The 13790-nt window shown below is 69.6% G+C and carries 11 protein-coding genes; 5 read left to right on the top strand and 6 right to left on the bottom strand.

Features of this window, described 5'->3' with window-relative positions:
* Positions 1-4: 4 nt before the first annotated feature.
* Together AB4Z55_RS16400 and AB4Z55_RS16405 are read right to left on the bottom strand one after the other, a co-directional pair.
* Positions 5-2854 (bottom strand): GNAT family N-acetyltransferase, encoded by a 2850-nt coding sequence (locus tag AB4Z55_RS16400; RefSeq protein WP_369520096.1) that lies wholly within the window; start codon positions 2852-2854, stop codon positions 5-7.
* A complete protein-coding gene (locus AB4Z55_RS16405) occupies positions 2847-4091 on the bottom strand; it encodes an acetoin utilization protein AcuC (protein ID WP_064571751.1) in 1245 nt (414 codons plus the stop codon). Before AB4Z55_RS16405 ends, AB4Z55_RS16400 begins: the two co-directional genes overlap by 8 nt.
* A 185-nt stretch (positions 4092-4276) precedes the next feature.
* On the opposite strand from AB4Z55_RS16405, the gene AB4Z55_RS16410 reads away from it, so the two are divergent.
* Positions 4277-4972 (top strand): metal-dependent transcriptional regulator, encoded by a 696-nt coding sequence (locus AB4Z55_RS16410; RefSeq protein WP_004018860.1) that lies wholly within the window; start codon positions 4277-4279, stop codon positions 4970-4972.
* A 47-nt stretch (positions 4973-5019) separates the two neighbouring features.
* Here the strand turns inward: AB4Z55_RS16410 and AB4Z55_RS16415 are convergent, their stop codons facing one another.
* Positions 5020-6150: a DUF4192 domain-containing protein gene (locus AB4Z55_RS16415; protein ID WP_369520097.1), complete on the bottom strand. Its 1131-nt coding sequence runs from the start codon at positions 6148-6150 to the stop codon at positions 5020-5022.
* Positions 6151-6243: 93 nt separating this feature from the next.
* On the bottom strand, positions 6244-6948 hold the full coding sequence (locus AB4Z55_RS16420) for a hypothetical protein (protein WP_239403464.1): 705 nt from the start codon (positions 6946-6948) through the stop codon (positions 6244-6246).
* Between the two features lie 178 nt (positions 6949-7126).
* Between AB4Z55_RS16420 and AB4Z55_RS16425 the strand changes: the two genes are divergently transcribed.
* The gene (locus AB4Z55_RS16425) at positions 7127-8098 is read left to right on the top strand and encodes a proteasome assembly chaperone family protein (RefSeq protein ID WP_004019402.1); all 972 of its coding nucleotides are present in this window, start codon (positions 7127-7129) and stop codon (positions 8096-8098) included.
* Positions 8099-8115: 17 nt separating this feature from the next.
* Positions 8116-10248: an RNA helicase gene (locus AB4Z55_RS16430; RefSeq protein ID WP_033203449.1), complete on the top strand. Its 2133-nt coding sequence runs from the start codon at positions 8116-8118 to the stop codon at positions 10246-10248.
* Here AB4Z55_RS16430 and AB4Z55_RS16435 read toward each other — a convergent pair.
* Positions 10245-11177: a hydrogen peroxide-inducible genes activator gene (locus AB4Z55_RS16435; RefSeq protein ID WP_239403463.1), complete on the bottom strand. Its 933-nt coding sequence runs from the start codon at positions 11175-11177 to the stop codon at positions 10245-10247. The two genes, AB4Z55_RS16430 and AB4Z55_RS16435, sit on opposite strands and share 4 nt — an antisense overlap.
* Before the next feature lie 126 nt (positions 11178-11303).
* On the opposite strand from AB4Z55_RS16435, the gene AB4Z55_RS16440 reads away from it, so the two are divergent.
* Together AB4Z55_RS16440 and AB4Z55_RS16445 are read left to right on the top strand one after the other, a co-directional pair.
* Positions 11304-11891, top strand: coding sequence for a peroxiredoxin (locus tag AB4Z55_RS16440; protein ID WP_004019399.1), 588 nt, complete (start codon positions 11304-11306; stop codon positions 11889-11891).
* Between the two features lie 11 nt (positions 11892-11902).
* Positions 11903-12436 (top strand): alkyl hydroperoxide reductase, encoded by a 534-nt coding sequence (locus AB4Z55_RS16445; RefSeq protein WP_004019398.1) that lies wholly within the window; start codon positions 11903-11905, stop codon positions 12434-12436.
* A gap of 76 nt (positions 12437-12512) precedes the next feature.
* Here the strand turns inward: AB4Z55_RS16445 and AB4Z55_RS16450 are convergent, their stop codons facing one another.
* Positions 12513-13766 (bottom strand): aspartate aminotransferase family protein, encoded by a 1254-nt coding sequence (locus AB4Z55_RS16450; RefSeq protein ID WP_033203550.1) that lies wholly within the window; start codon positions 13764-13766, stop codon positions 12513-12515.
* Between the last annotated feature and the right edge of the window lie 24 nt (positions 13767-13790).

Genomic DNA, 13790 nt, shown 5'->3' on the forward strand with positions numbered 1-13790 from the left:
CCGATCAGCCGAGTCGTCTGGGTCCGGTGTCCCGCCTGTCGGGCACCGGGCCCACTCGTATCCGGGCATTGAGCACGGCCACCCCGTCGACCGAGGCCAGGATCGGGTCGCAGACGACTTCGCGTACCTCCGGGATGTCGTCGACGAGGGTCGAGATGCGGAGCAGGAGATCCGCGAGCGCCTCCTTGTCGGCCGGCTCCTCCCCGCGATATCCCGACAGCAGCGGAGCCGACCGCGGCTCCTCGATCAGTTCACGAGCGTCGAGCTCGGACAGCGGGACGGCGCGATAACCGTGATCGCCCAGCAGATCGAACGTCCGCCCGGACAGACCGAACGAGATGACCGAACCGAACGACGGGTCGTCGCGGACCCGGATCACCGTGCCGACGCCCTTCGGTGCCATCTTCTGCACGTGAAGCACCCGATCACCGGTCAGCTCGGTGAGTTCGGCGAACGCGGTCACCACGGATGTCGCGTCGGGCAGGTCGAGGCGCGCGCCCTCGCGGTCGAGCCGGCCGCGCCATTTGTCCGACGTCGCCTTCACCGCCACCGGTAGTCCCAGCTCGCGCGCGGCCGCGGACGCCTCGTGCATGGTGGTGACCTCCCGGAACGGGACCACGTGGATGCCGTACCAGCGCAACAACTTCGCCGACTCCACGTGTCCGAGCAATCGCTCGCCGGGAGTGTCGGGGACACCCTCGCCCGACATGGCCTCACGCACGAACATCCGGGCCGTCTCGGGGTCCGTGCCCTCGGGACGATGCACGACGGACTCCGGCCGCTGGCGCCACCGGGCGTACTGCCAGGCCCTCGCCAACGCTGCCGCGGCCCGCTCGGGTGAGCCGTACGACGGGATCGACCCCTTCGTCGGCATCCCGCCCGGACCGGGCCTGGTCAGGCCCGGTGGGATGCCGTCCACGGCCAGGAAGGTCGTGACGATCGGTTTGTCGCCATCGGCGTCGGGCGTGTTCGCCGCCGCCATGAGGGCGCGGGCATGCCAGTCGGCGCCCACCGCCACCGGCGGCACGAAGACGACGATGATCCCGTCGATACCCGGGTCGGCCATCGCCGCGGAGACCGTCGACTCGAACTCCTCCTCGGAGGCACCGGCTCCCAGATCGATCGTGTCGACGACCTCGAGGCCGCCGTTGCGCGCGGTGTCGGCCGCCAGGCTGCCGAGCACCGAGGAATTGCCGATGATCCGGACGCGCGGTCCCCGCGGGAGCGGCTGATAGGCGAACAACGCCGCGCAGTCGAACAATTCGGGGATCGTGTCGACCTGGATCACCCCCGCCTGTTCGAGCATCATCCGGGCGATCTGGTCGTCGAGGGTGGCCGCCGATCGCGCCGCGCGGACCGGTGTCATGGCGCCCCGTCCGGACTTGACCGCGATGATCGGCTTCGAGCGGGACACCCGGCGCGAGATGCGGGAGAACTTGCGCGGGTTACCGAAGCTCTCGAGGTAGAGCAGGATGACGTCGGTGGTGGCATCGGTGTCCCAGTACTGGAGCAGGTCGTTGCCCGACACATCTGCGCGGTTGCCGGCCGAGGCGAACGTCGACAGGCCGATCTGGCGTCGGGCTGCGGTGTCGAGGATCGCGATCCCCAGCGCGCCGGACTGACAGAAGAACCCCACCCGGCCCGCGCCCGGGATGCGCGGCGCGAGGGTCGCGTTGAGTGCGACCGCGGGGTCGTTGTTCGCCACCCCCAGGGCGTTCGGCCCGACCAGACGCATCCCGTGTTCGCGGACCTGGGCCACCAGCCGGCGCTCGTTCTCCAACCCCTCTTCCTCACCGGACTCGCCGAAGCCCGACGACACCACGACGAGCGTGCGCACACCCTTCACGAGACAGTCGTCGAGCACGTCGTCCACGCGCGCGGCCGGCACCGCGACCACCGCGAGGTCGACGGGATCGGGGATGTCCCGCACGGTCTCGTACGCACGGATCCCGCGCACCGACGGCGGGCGTTCCCGAGTGCGTCGACGCGCCGGCGTCGGTTCACGACCGGCCCCGCGTCGGCCCGGTTCGGACTCCTCGTCCTCGACCCGGGCGGGTCCGTTGACCGGGAACACCGGTCCGGTGAACCCCCCGGCGATGATGTTCGCCAGCAGCGCGTTGCCGACCTTGTTCGGGTCCGTCGAGGCGCCGATGACCGCGACCGAGGTGGGACGCAACAGGTTCGCCACGCTGCGCGCCTCCGAGGCGCGTTCCCGGGCGTTGCGCACCGACAGCATCGCCTCGGTGGGGTCGATGAGGAACTCGACGTGCACGGTCGAACCGTCGAAGCTCCGCGCCAGCTGATACCCGGCGTCGCGGAACACCGCGACCATGTTCGGGTTCTCGCTGAGCACCTCGGCCTCGAAGCGGGTGAAGCCGTTCTCCGCCGCCGCCCCGGCGAGGTGTTCGAGCAGGATCGGTCCGAGACCACGCCCCTGGTGTTCGTCGGCGACGACGAAGGCCACCTCCGCCGATTCGGGTTTGCCGTCGAAGCCGAGGCCCTCGTAGATGCCGACCGCGATGATCTCGCCCCCGAGTTCGGCGACGATCGCGACCCGCTGCTGATGGTCGACGGTCGTCATCCGTGCGACCTCGCGCGGCGGCAGGGTCGGGGTCGGACCGAAGTAACGCATGTAGCGCGTCCGCTCGGACAGCTTGGAGTGGAATGCCACGATGCGGTCGGCGTCGTCGGGCACGATCGGCCGCAGATGCACGACGCCGCCGTCGGAGGCCAGCACGTCGGCGATCCAGTGCCGCGGGTAGTCCCACGGGCTGCGTGGTTCCGGCTGATCGGCCACCGCGGCGGGCGGGTCGGAAGGCGAAGCGTCCGTCGCGGTCGTGGTGTCGTCAGTCACGGGGATCCTCCGGGTCGAGACCGTGGAGCGGGTACACCGCGCGTCGCGTGGCGAGGATTGCGCGATCGGTCTGGCGCTGGGCGTTGGCGGCGACGCCCTCGGGTGGCTCCTGACCGGCGTCACCCGCCCACGGCTGGTAGTCGACGATGCCCCCGTCGCCCATGACCCGAACCGGCGGGGCGGCGTAGTCGGAATGCACCTGCTCAGAGATCTGTTCGGCTGTGGCACACCAGGATTCGTCGATGACCGACGATACGTCGACCTCGCGCCCGAGAGCCACCCCCAGCAGGTGCGTCCAGCTGCGCGGCACCACGTTGACGACGCCGTAGCCGCCGCCGCCCACCGCGATCCAGCGGCCCTCGCAGTACTTGTCGGCGAGGTCGCGCATGGCGATCATCGCCGCCCGCTGGCCGTCGACGGTCAGCGAGAGGTCGGTTAGCGGATCGGCCCGATGACTGTCGGCGCCGCACTGGCTGACGATGATCTGCGGCCGGAACTCGGCGATCAGTGACGGCACCACGGCGTGGAAGGCGCGCAGCCACAATCGATCCTCGGTGTTGGGCATGAGGGCCAGGTTGACCGCGCTGCCCGCGGCATCGCCGTCGCCGACCTCGGTCGGCCATCCGGTGCCCGGCCACAGTGTCGCCGGATGCTGGTGCAGCGAGACCGTCATCACACGCGGGTCGGCCGCGAACTCGACCTGGACGCCGTCGCCGTGGTGGGCGTCGACGTCGATGTAGGCGATCCGGTCGAAGCCGTTGTCGAGCAGGTACTTGATCGCGATGGCGCAGTCGTTGTAGATGCAGAACCCCGCCGCGCGCGAGCGCATCGCGTGGTGCATGCCACCACCGATGTTGACCGCTCGCGTCGCCGCCCCCGAGACCACCGTCTGGGCCGCGGCCAGCGTGCCGCCGACGAGCAGGCGCGCGGCCTCGTGCATCCCGGTGAAGACCGGGTTGTCGGCGTCACCGAGACCGAACAACCGCTCGAGCAACGGGCCCGACAGCGACGCGGTCCCGGAGCCGACCGCACGCACGGCGTCGATGTAGTCGCGGCTGTGGACGACGGTCAGCGCGTCGTCGTCGATGGCCTGCGGCGGGACCGTCTCGACGTCGTCGAGGACCCCGAGGCTCTGCGCGAGGGTCATCGTGAGGGCGAGTCGGACCGGGTTCATCGGGTGCGTGTGGGCCCAGCGATAGGACAGGAAGTCCTCGCTCCAGATGACCGCCGTCGTCATCGGGCGCTCGTAGTGTTGATCACGACCTCAGGCTAGTGGTACACCTCGCGCAGCGGCCACGGATGTCGCGTCGGACACGAGCGGGCACCGCACCATCCTCGTCGCGGACCACCCGGCCGCGGTGAGATCGCGGTCACCGCTCGCAAAGAGGGTAATCTTGGCGGGGACGAAAGGGATTGCGCACAGTGAACGACCTGGTTGACACCACCGAGATGTACTTGCGAACGATCTACGATCTCGAAGAAGAGGGCATCGTGCCGCTGCGGGCACGTATCGCCGAGCGTCTGGACCAATCCGGTCCCACCGTGTCGCAGACCGTTGCCCGGATGGAGCGCGACGGTTTGCTCCGCGTTGCCGGCGACCGACACCTCGAACTGACCGACCGCGGCCGCTCGCTCGCCGTCGCGGTGATGCGCAAGCATCGTCTAGCCGAGCGTCTGCTGGTCGATGTCATCGGGATGCCCTGGGATCAGGTCCACGAGGAGGCCTGCCGCTGGGAGCACGTGATGAGCGAGAACGTCGAACGTCGCCTGCTCGCGGTCCTGGAGTACCCGACGACGTCGCCGTACGGCAACCCCATCCCGGGCCTGGAGCTGCTGGGCGTGGAGGTGCCGAGTTCCGACGACGGTGCCACCCGTCTCGCCGACCTCCCGCCGGGCGAGACGGTGCCGGTCATCGTCCGTCGTCTGTCGGAGCACGCGCAGTCCGACACCGAACTCATCGGCGCGCTCCGGGAGGCGGGTGTGGTCCCCAACGCCCGCGTGACGGTCTCGAACACCGCGGGCACCATCACCATCGACACGCCCGGTCACGACGGTCTCGAGCTCTCGCCCGACATGGCGCACTCGCTGTTCGTCGAGAAGGTCGTCGAGAAGGTCTGACCCAGCGAAGGTCTGACCCAGCGAAGGTCTGACCCAACAGGGTCCGGTCACCCGGCGGTGCGCAACGTCGCCGCCGGGATGACGACGCCGAGACGTTTCGCCGCGTCGTAGGACTTGTCGATCGTGCCCCACAGCCTGGCCGGGCGTACGCCTGCCCGTAGGGCCGAGTCCAGCAGCGTGGCCAGCGGTCCGGGTTCTGTGCACGCGAGCGCGACGTCGAGCGCGACACCGGCATAGGCCCCGTCCCCGCCGATGTAGTGCAGGTGCGCGAGAAGTGTTGCGGCGGTTGCGCGTCCGCGTCCGCGTCCGGCGAGTCGTCTGGTGAGTTCTCGCCACAGGCGTTCGGCAGCTCCCCGCAGTTCGGTGACGGCCAGGGCGAGCGCGGCGTCGCGGACGTCGGGGCGGAGGATCGCCCGTTCGAGCAGGTCCAGTTCGTCGCAGTCCAGCGCCCGGTCCGCTCCGATCATCGCGCTGATCACCAGGTCGAGCGCCAGCGCCGAGACCTCGACGTCGTCGGTGTCGGGATCGAACCGGTCGAGATCGGTCCGGTCCAGGTCGTGGCCGCGGCACAGATGGCACTCCGGCCGGGGGCGACCCGGACCGCACTCGCCGTCCAGCGGTTCGAGCATCGACCTCATCTCCGAGCGCCGTCCGAGGATTCGTCGGCCCGAGCGCACGGCTTCGGCGATCGCCGTCGGACTCGTGTGCGGGTCGTCGATGCGCCCGACCGCGTCGGCAGACACCTCGACCGACCATGCTCGGTCCTCGGGACACCAGATGGTGGTCCACTCGGCGCCTGCGTCGAAGGTCGCCAGCGCGAATCCCGCCGCGACGCCGCCTACCTCACCGAAGTACCGGTCGCTCATCGCCATGATCCGGCGGTGGCGGTGGTCGTCGACGGGATGCCGGTCGTCGGCGATGACGACCACGATCTCCTCGACGCCATAGGTGGAGGTGATCTCTCCGAGCCCGCCGAGGACGGTGACCAACTCCCGGCTGGGGCTGCCGTCGTCCTCGAGGGCGAGGTCGTGTCGCATGGTCGCGTTCACGGTCCGGTCGGCGGCGAAGGCGATCACGATGATCGATCGCTCCGGGACGAATCCGAGACGTGCGGGGATCGAGGTGAGCAGCGTAGACGGGTCGTGTGGCCCCGACGGACGTGATTCGAACATCTGCATGGACGCAGCGTCACCCGCAGGCGGCCGCGCGAACGCCGGGGAACTCGTCCTGTGGACAACTCGGGTCGAGTCATCCACAGGGGCGGTGGGGAATCAGCCGAATGCGGCCGCGTTCGCCTTGACGAACAGTGCGTCGAGCGCGGCGGCCGCCTCCGGCGCCACCGGACCGGCTGCGGGCCAACGGTATTCGGTGTAGACCCGGACCCCGTCGCGCTCGCCGAGCAGGGTGAGGGCACTCGTCGTCGTGGGGACGCCGCCGCCGGTCACGATCGTGCGACGGATGGTGGCCGTGTCGACCCCGTCGAGCGCCGGTGGCGGAGGTAGGACCTCGGTGGTGACCGTCGACGACGCACCGAACGTCGTCGTCGTGGTCTGCCCGCACCGCTGCGCCAGGTCGACCACGTCGTCGAGAGTCGTGTCGACGCCGGCCACGACCGTGGTCAGGGTGGACCGCTCCCCCGGGCCGGGCCCCAGGTAGGCGACCGCGCCGTCGGCGGCGACGGTGGCCGGCGCGCAGTCCGGCGGCGACACCTCGGTGCCGGTCTGTCCGGGCATCGGTGCGCCGGTCACGTCGGCCAGCGCGTTCGCGACCGCGGACGCCGGGATCTCGCTCGCCGCGCCACCCGGGAAGTCTGCGGCCGACACCGATCGCGCGGAGAGGTCCGGGCCGGACGGCGCCGGTTCCCCGGCCACCGAGCACGCGGAGAGCAGGACCGCGGCGGCCACCAGGCAGGCGGCCGGCACACGGGTCCGGCCCGGGAAAGGCAGACACGGTCGGGGCACACGCGGCTCGGTCACAACGGTCTACTGTGCCACCGCCGCACGCCCCGCACGCCCTCCGACACACCGCGCGCACCAGGCCGGGAATCACCCGCGTGCCGAGGTGGTTGCACCCAGATGACTCTCAGCACCCCGGTGCGGGACAATGGACGTTCAGCTGTCTCGATGGACAGCTGCCAGCAGAAGGAGGGACGACGTGGACGAGCAGCCCGCGCGCGACGACGCGCTGTATGAACTCGCCTTTCCCGCTCCGCAGGTGACCCGGCCCGACGGCACGGGTCCGGTACTGATCCACGCACTCGAAGGGTTCGCCGATGCCGGGCATGCGGTCGCCCTGGCGGCGGCGCATCTGCGCGACAGCCTCGAGTCGGAGTTGGTCGCGACCTTCTCGTCCGACGAACTGATGGACTACCGCTCGCGCCGGCCGACCATCTCGTTCAGCGGCGAGACCTTCACCGACGTGGAGATGCCGTCGCTGGCGCTGCACGCCATCCGCGACAACTCCGGCAAGGGGTTTCTCCTCCTCGCCGGTTCCGAGCCGGACCTCCGGTGGGAACAGTTCGTCGACGCGGTCCGTCGCCTCAGCGACGGCCTCGGCGTCACCGACGTCATCGGCCTGAACGCGATCCCGATGGCCGTGCCGCACACCCGCCCGCCGTCGATCACCGCGCACGGCAGCGATCCCGACGCCCTGGGCGACCTGCCCCGGTGGGGATCGGCGATGAAGCTGCCCGCCAGCGCGTCGATGCTTCTCGAACTCCGCATGGGTGAGCACGACTACCGCGCCTCGGGGCTGTCCGTACACGTCCCGCACTACCTCGCGCAGACCAACTATCCGGCGGCCTCGGCACGGTTGCTGGCGGCGGTCGCCGAACTCGCCGGCCTCGACCTCCCCCTCGCCGCTCTGGACAGCGCCGCGGAGAAGGTGCGCGCACAGGTCGACACCGAGGTCGAGGGCAACAGCGAGATCGAGTCGGTGGTGGCCGCGCTGGAGACCCAGTACGACACGTTCACCCAGGCCGCCCAGGAGCGGGCCTCGCTGCTCGCCGCCGAGGAATCCCTGCCCAGCGGCGACGAACTCGGAGCCGAACTCGAGCGGTTCCTGGCCGAGCAGACCGGCAACGGTGAGGCGGACCCCGGGGACGAGGGTCCACGATCACCGATCTGATCCCCGAGACCGCATCGATTCCCGGACCCCACGTCCTGGTCCCGACCGACGACGAGGACGCCGCCCTGCAGCGGTACACCGACTGGTGGACGGGGCGTGGTCTCGACCTCTACCCCCATCAGGAGGAATCACTCCTCGAACTCCTCGCCGGCAGCCACGTGATCCTGGCGACGCCGACGGGCTCGGGTAAATCACTCGTCGCGGCGGGTGCGCTGTATTTCGCGCGCTGCCGCGGCGAGCGCGCGTTCTACACCGCCCCGATCAAGGCGCTCGTCAGCGAGAAGTTCTTCGAGCTGTGCGCGATGTTCGGCGCGGACCAGGTCGGTCTGCTGACCGGTGACGCCGCGGTCAACGCCGACGCGCCGATCGTGTGCGCGACCGCCGAGATCGTCGCCAATCTCGCGCTGGCCGCGGGCGGTGAGAGCGACATCGGCACCCTGGTCGCCGACGAGTTCCACTATTACGGCGAACCGGACCGCGGCTGGGCATGGCAGGTGCCGCTCATCGAACTGCCGTCGACGCAGTTCCTGCTGATGTCGGCGACGCTTGGCGACGTCTCGTTCTTCGTCGACGATCTGACCCGCCGCACCGGACGCGAGACCGTCGAGGTCACCGGTGCGCAGCGGCCCGTCCCCCTCGAACACACCTACGCGATGACGCCGGTCCACGAGACGATCGAGGAACTGGTCGACCGCGGCCGGGCGCCCATCTACGTGGTGCACTTCACCCAGGCCGCCGCGGTCGAGCGCGCACAGGCACTGCTGAGCGTCCGCATCTGCGACAAGGCCGAGAAGGCCGCCATCGCGGAAGCGATCGGGGACTTCCGGTTCTCCACCGGCTTCGGCAACACCCTGTCCAAACTCCTGCGCGCCGGGATCGGTGTGCATCACGCCGGGATGCTCCCGCGGTACCGGCGCCTGGTGGAGCGCCTCGCCCAGCAGGGTCTGCTGAAGGTCATCGCCGGGACCGACACGCTCGGCGTCGGGATCAACGTGCCCATCCGTACGGTGCTGTTCGCGGCGTTGAGCAAGTACGACGGGCGCCGGGTCCGGCGCCTGCGGGCGCGCGAGTTCCATCAGATCGCCGGCCGCGCCGGGCGTGCCGGGTTCGACACGATCGGCTACGTCGTCGCCCAGGCCCCCGATCACGACGTGGAGAACGCCCGCGCGGTGGCCAAGGCCGGCGACGATCCCAAGAAACTGCGAAAGCTGGTGCGCAAGAAGCCCCCCGAGGGCTTCGTGTCGTGGGGTGAGAAGACGTTCACCCAGCTCGTCGACGCCCCCGACGAGCCGCTGCGCAGCCACTTCCAGATGACGACGGCCATGCTGCTCGAGGTGCTCGGCCGACCGGGCGACTGCTTCGCCGCGGTGCGCCACCTCCTCGAGGACAACCACGAACCCCGCGACCGGCAGTTGCGCACCATCAAGCACACGATCGAGCTCTACCGCGGGTTGCGAGATGCCGGCATCGTCGTGCAGCTCGACGAACCCGACGACACCGGACGGCACATCGCGCTGAGCGTGGACATGCCGGCGAACTTCGCATTGACCAATCCGCTGTCCGCCTTCGCGCTGGCGACCTTCGAGATCCTCGACCCCGAATCGTCCACGTACGCACTCGATGTGGTCTCCGTCCTCGAATCGACGCTGGAGAATCCCCGCCCGCTGCTGCTCGCCCAGCGTAAGGTGGCCCGCGACGCCGCGATCGCCGAGATGAAGGCCGACGGCATCGAGTACGAGGAGCGCATGACCCGACTGGAGGAGATCACCTGGCCGCAGCCGCTGGCCGAGGAGATCTTCGCCGCCTTCGACATCTATCGTCGCGGCCATCCCTGGGTGTCGTCGTTCCCGCCGGCGCCGAAGGCGGTCCTGCGCGAGATGCTGGAGAAGGCCATGACCTTCACCGAGCTGATCTCCGCCTACGGCCTCGCCCGCAGCGAAGGCGTGTTGCTGCGCTACCTGTCGGACTGTTATCGAGTTCTGCGCCAGGGTGTTCCGACGAGCGTGGTGACACCCGAGATCGAGCGGATCGTCGAGGATCTGGGCACCATGGTCCGCGAGGTCGACTCGAGTCTCGTCGACGAGTGGGAGGCCCTGGCCGCGCAGGCGGCCGCCGCCGAGTCACTCGCCTCGACGGGCGAGCCGGTCTAGAGCGGGGTCACGGCCCCGGTCGCGCCGACGAGATCACCGATGACGGAAGCGAGTTCGCGGTAGGCCTCGTCGTGGCGTGCGGAGGCCCGGAAGACCAGGCCGATCCGACGGCCCGGACGCGGGGTCGCGAACGTCGCGGTGGCCAGGTCGCCCGACGCCGTCTCCGACGCCACCGCCGTCTGAGGGATGAGCGTCACACCGAGACCGCCGACGACGCAGTGGACCGCCGTGGTCAGCGAGGCGGCCCGGGTCTGTCCGAGATCGGGCCGCACGCCGGCGAGCCGGCACACCTCCAGGGCCTGGTCGCGCAGACAGTGCCCCTCGTCGAGGAGGAGCAACGGCAGGTCCGCCAGGGCGGTGGGGTCGACACGGCGACGTCCGGCGAGGGCATGTCCGGACGGGAGCGCGAGAACGAAATCCTCACGGTAGATGGGGACTTCGACGATGCCGGGCACCTCGACGGGGAGGGCGAGCAACGCCACGTCCAACGTGCCGGTGCGCAACTGCTCGACCAGTCGCGCGGTCTGTTCCTCCACCACCCGGGGCACGAGATCCGGAAGCCGCTCGCCGAGCCCGCGCAGCAGCGTCGGCAGGACGTAGGGTGCCACCGTCGGGATGACCCCCAGCCGCAGCACCCCGCGTAGCGGTTGTCCGGCGCCCGCGGCCGCCGAGGTGAACTCGTCGACGGCCTCCGTCGCCGCGATCGCCCGCGGCAGGAGTTCGACCCCGTCGGCCGTCAACTGGACACGCCGCGTGGTGCGTTCGACGAGGGTCACCCCGAGCCCGGACTCCAGCGCGGACAGCGCCTGCGACAGTGACGGCTGACTGACACCGAGATCGGCTGCGGCAGTTCCGAAGTGACGGCGATGAGCGAGAGCGACGAAGGCGCGCAGACCGGCGACGGTGGGCTGATAAGTTCTATCGGGCATGCCTATCAGTGTAGTGCTAATCATCACGTTTCGCTTTCGGCCAGAATCCGGCACGATGGTACTCGTACGTCGCGAAACTCTTTCGCGCGCAAGTTTCCGTACATTCACCAGCTGAAGGAGCGACACATGGCCCTGCTCACCATCGGTGACCAGTTCCCCGCCTACAACCTCACCGCCGTCATCGGTGGCGACCTCAGCAAGGTCAATGCCCAGCAGCCCGACGACTACTTCACCACCGTGTCGTCCGACGATCACCCCGGTCAGTGGCGCATCGTGTTCTTCTGGCCGAAGGACTTCACCTTCGTCTGCCCCACCGAGATCGCCGCGTTCGGCAAGCTGAACGACGAGTTCGCCGACCGCGACACCCAGGTCCTCGGCGCGTCGGTGGACAACGAGTTCGTCCACTTCCAGTGGCGCGCACAGCACGAGGACCTCAAGACCCTCCCGTTCCCGATGCTGAGCGACCTCAAGCGTGAACTGGCCACCGCTGCAGGCGTTCTCAATGCCGACGGAGTCGCCGACCGCGCCACCTTCATCATCGATCCGAACAACGAGATCCAGTTCGTGTCGGTCACCGCCGGCTCGGTGGGCCGCAACGTCGACGAGGTCCTGCGGGTCCTCGACGCGCTGCAGTCCGACGAGCTGTGCGCATGCAACTGGAAGAAGGGCGATCCGACCATCGACGCCGGCGAGCTCATGACGGCCGGCGTCTGAGAGGAGAACAGATGAGCATCGAGAATCTGAAGAACGCACTCCCCGAGTACGCCAAGGACCTCAAACTCAACCTCGGATCGATCAGCCGGACCACCGCGCTGAGCGAGGAGCAGTTGTGGGGGACCCTGCTGTCGACCGCAGCGGCGAGCCGTAATGCCAAGGTGCTGAGCGAGATCGCCGACGAGGCCGCCGACACGCTGTCCGCCGAGGCCTACAACGCCGCACTCGGCGCCGCGTCGATCATGGGTATGAACAACGTGTTCTACCGGGGTCGCGGCTTCCTCGACGGCAAGTACGACGACCTGCGTCCCGGCCTGCGGATGAACATCATCGGCAACCCAGGTGTCGACAAGGCCGCCTTCGAGCTGTGGTCGTTCGCGGTGTCCTCGATCAACGGCTGCGGCCACTGCGTCGCCGCACACGAGAACACCCTGCGCGAGGCCGGCGTCGACCGTGAGGCGATCCTCGAGGCGCTCAAGGTCGCCTCGATCGTCAGCGGCGTCGCCCAGGCGATCGCCACCACCGAGGTGCTCGCCAACGCCTGATCCGCCGCAGCGCGACGAACAAGGGCCCCGGCTGCTCGAGCAGCCGGGCCCTTGTCGCGCTCGATCTCGGCCGGGGTCAGCTCAGGGCCGCGCGCATCCGGTCGGCGAGTTCGCCGACCTCGGCGGTCGTCATCACGAAGGCGGGCGAGATCTGCAGCGCCCCTTGACCCGCCGCGCGCGTGCTGACGCCGTGCTCGCGCAGCGCGCGAACCGCGGCCGGAGCGGTGGCGGCGTCGGCGAGCTGGACCGCGGTGACCGCACCCAGACCGGTCCGGACCTCGGCGACCGCATCGAGATCGGTGAGCGGTGACAGCGCCGCGGCGAGGTCACCCTCCAGACGCGTCGCCTCGGCGAGGAGGTTCTCGCGCCGGATGATGTCCAGGTTGGCCAGGGCGGCCGCCGCCGCACCCGCGTGCCCGCCGTAGGTGTAGCCATGCCGCCACCAGACGCCACCGGCGAAGAACGGCTCGGCGATCCAGGGGGCGATGAACACCGCGCCCATCGGGACATAGCCGGACGTGAGGCCCTTGGCGGTGGTGATCATGTCGGGTTCGAGGCCGAATCGTGCCGAGGCGAACCAGGATTCGCCGCCGATGCGACCGAAGCCGGTGACGACCTCGTCGACGACGAAGAGGATGTCGTGGTCGCGGCAGATGCTCCGCACCTCGGCGAGGTAACCCTCCGGCGGCAGGTAGATGCCGCCGGCACCGATGATCGGCTCGCAGAAGAACGCGGCGATGTTGTCGGCGCCCACCCGTTCGATCAGGCCGAGCAGGCTCTTGGCGTCGTCCCACTCGACGTTCTGGACGTCGTGCATGAGTTCGCCGTACCCGTCGTGGTTCAGCGGGATGCCGGCCAGCGAGGTGCCCGCGGCGTGCATGCCGTGGTAGGCCTTGGTGCGGCTGACGACGACCCGCTTGGACTCGCGTCCCTGCTCCACCCAGTAGCGACGGGCGAGCTTGACAGCGGTGTCGATCGAGTCGCTGCCGCCGGAGGTGAAGAAGATCTTCGACCCGGGCACCGGCGCGATCGCACCGAGTTCCTCGGCCAGTTGCAGGGTCGTGTCGCTCGCGATGTCACCGAAGTTCGAATAGTGCGCGATGGAGCCGAGCTGCCGGGCGACGGCGTCGGCGATCTCGGTACGACCATGGCCCACATTGGTGAACCAGAGACCCGCGGTCGCATCGAGATAGGACTTGCCGTCGCGATCGAAGATGCGCGCACCCTCGCCCCGGGTGACGACGAACGGACCGCTCGCGGTCACCGCACCCATGTCGGCGAAACCGTGCCACAGCGACCCCGGAATTCCGGTACTCGAACCATCAGCCATGGCCCCAATGATGCCGGTCCGCGC

The sequence above is a fragment of the Gordonia sp. ABKF26 genome (assembly GCF_041103195.1).
GTDB classification, from domain to species: domain Bacteria; phylum Actinomycetota; class Actinomycetes; order Mycobacteriales; family Mycobacteriaceae; genus Gordonia; species Gordonia terrae.

Coding starts and splice junctions, on each gene's coding strand:
- AB4Z55_RS16405 (WP_064571751.1), bottom strand. CDS start 4,091: ATGACGACGGCGGTCATCTGGAGCGAGGACTTCCTGTCCTATCGCTGG.
- AB4Z55_RS16415 (WP_369520097.1), bottom strand. CDS start 6,150: ATGCAGATGTTCGAATCACGTCCGTCGGGGCCACACGACCCGTCTACG.
- AB4Z55_RS16435 (WP_239403463.1), bottom strand. CDS start 11,177: ATGCCCGATAGAACTTATCAGCCCACCGTCGCCGGTCTGCGCGCCTTC.
- AB4Z55_RS16440 (WP_004019399.1), top strand. CDS start 11,304: ATGGCCCTGCTCACCATCGGTGACCAGTTCCCCGCCTACAACCTCACC.
- AB4Z55_RS16445 (WP_004019398.1), top strand. CDS start 11,903: ATGAGCATCGAGAATCTGAAGAACGCACTCCCCGAGTACGCCAAGGAC.
- AB4Z55_RS16450 (WP_033203550.1), bottom strand. CDS start 13,766: ATGGCTGATGGTTCGAGTACCGGAATTCCGGGGTCGCTGTGGCACGGT.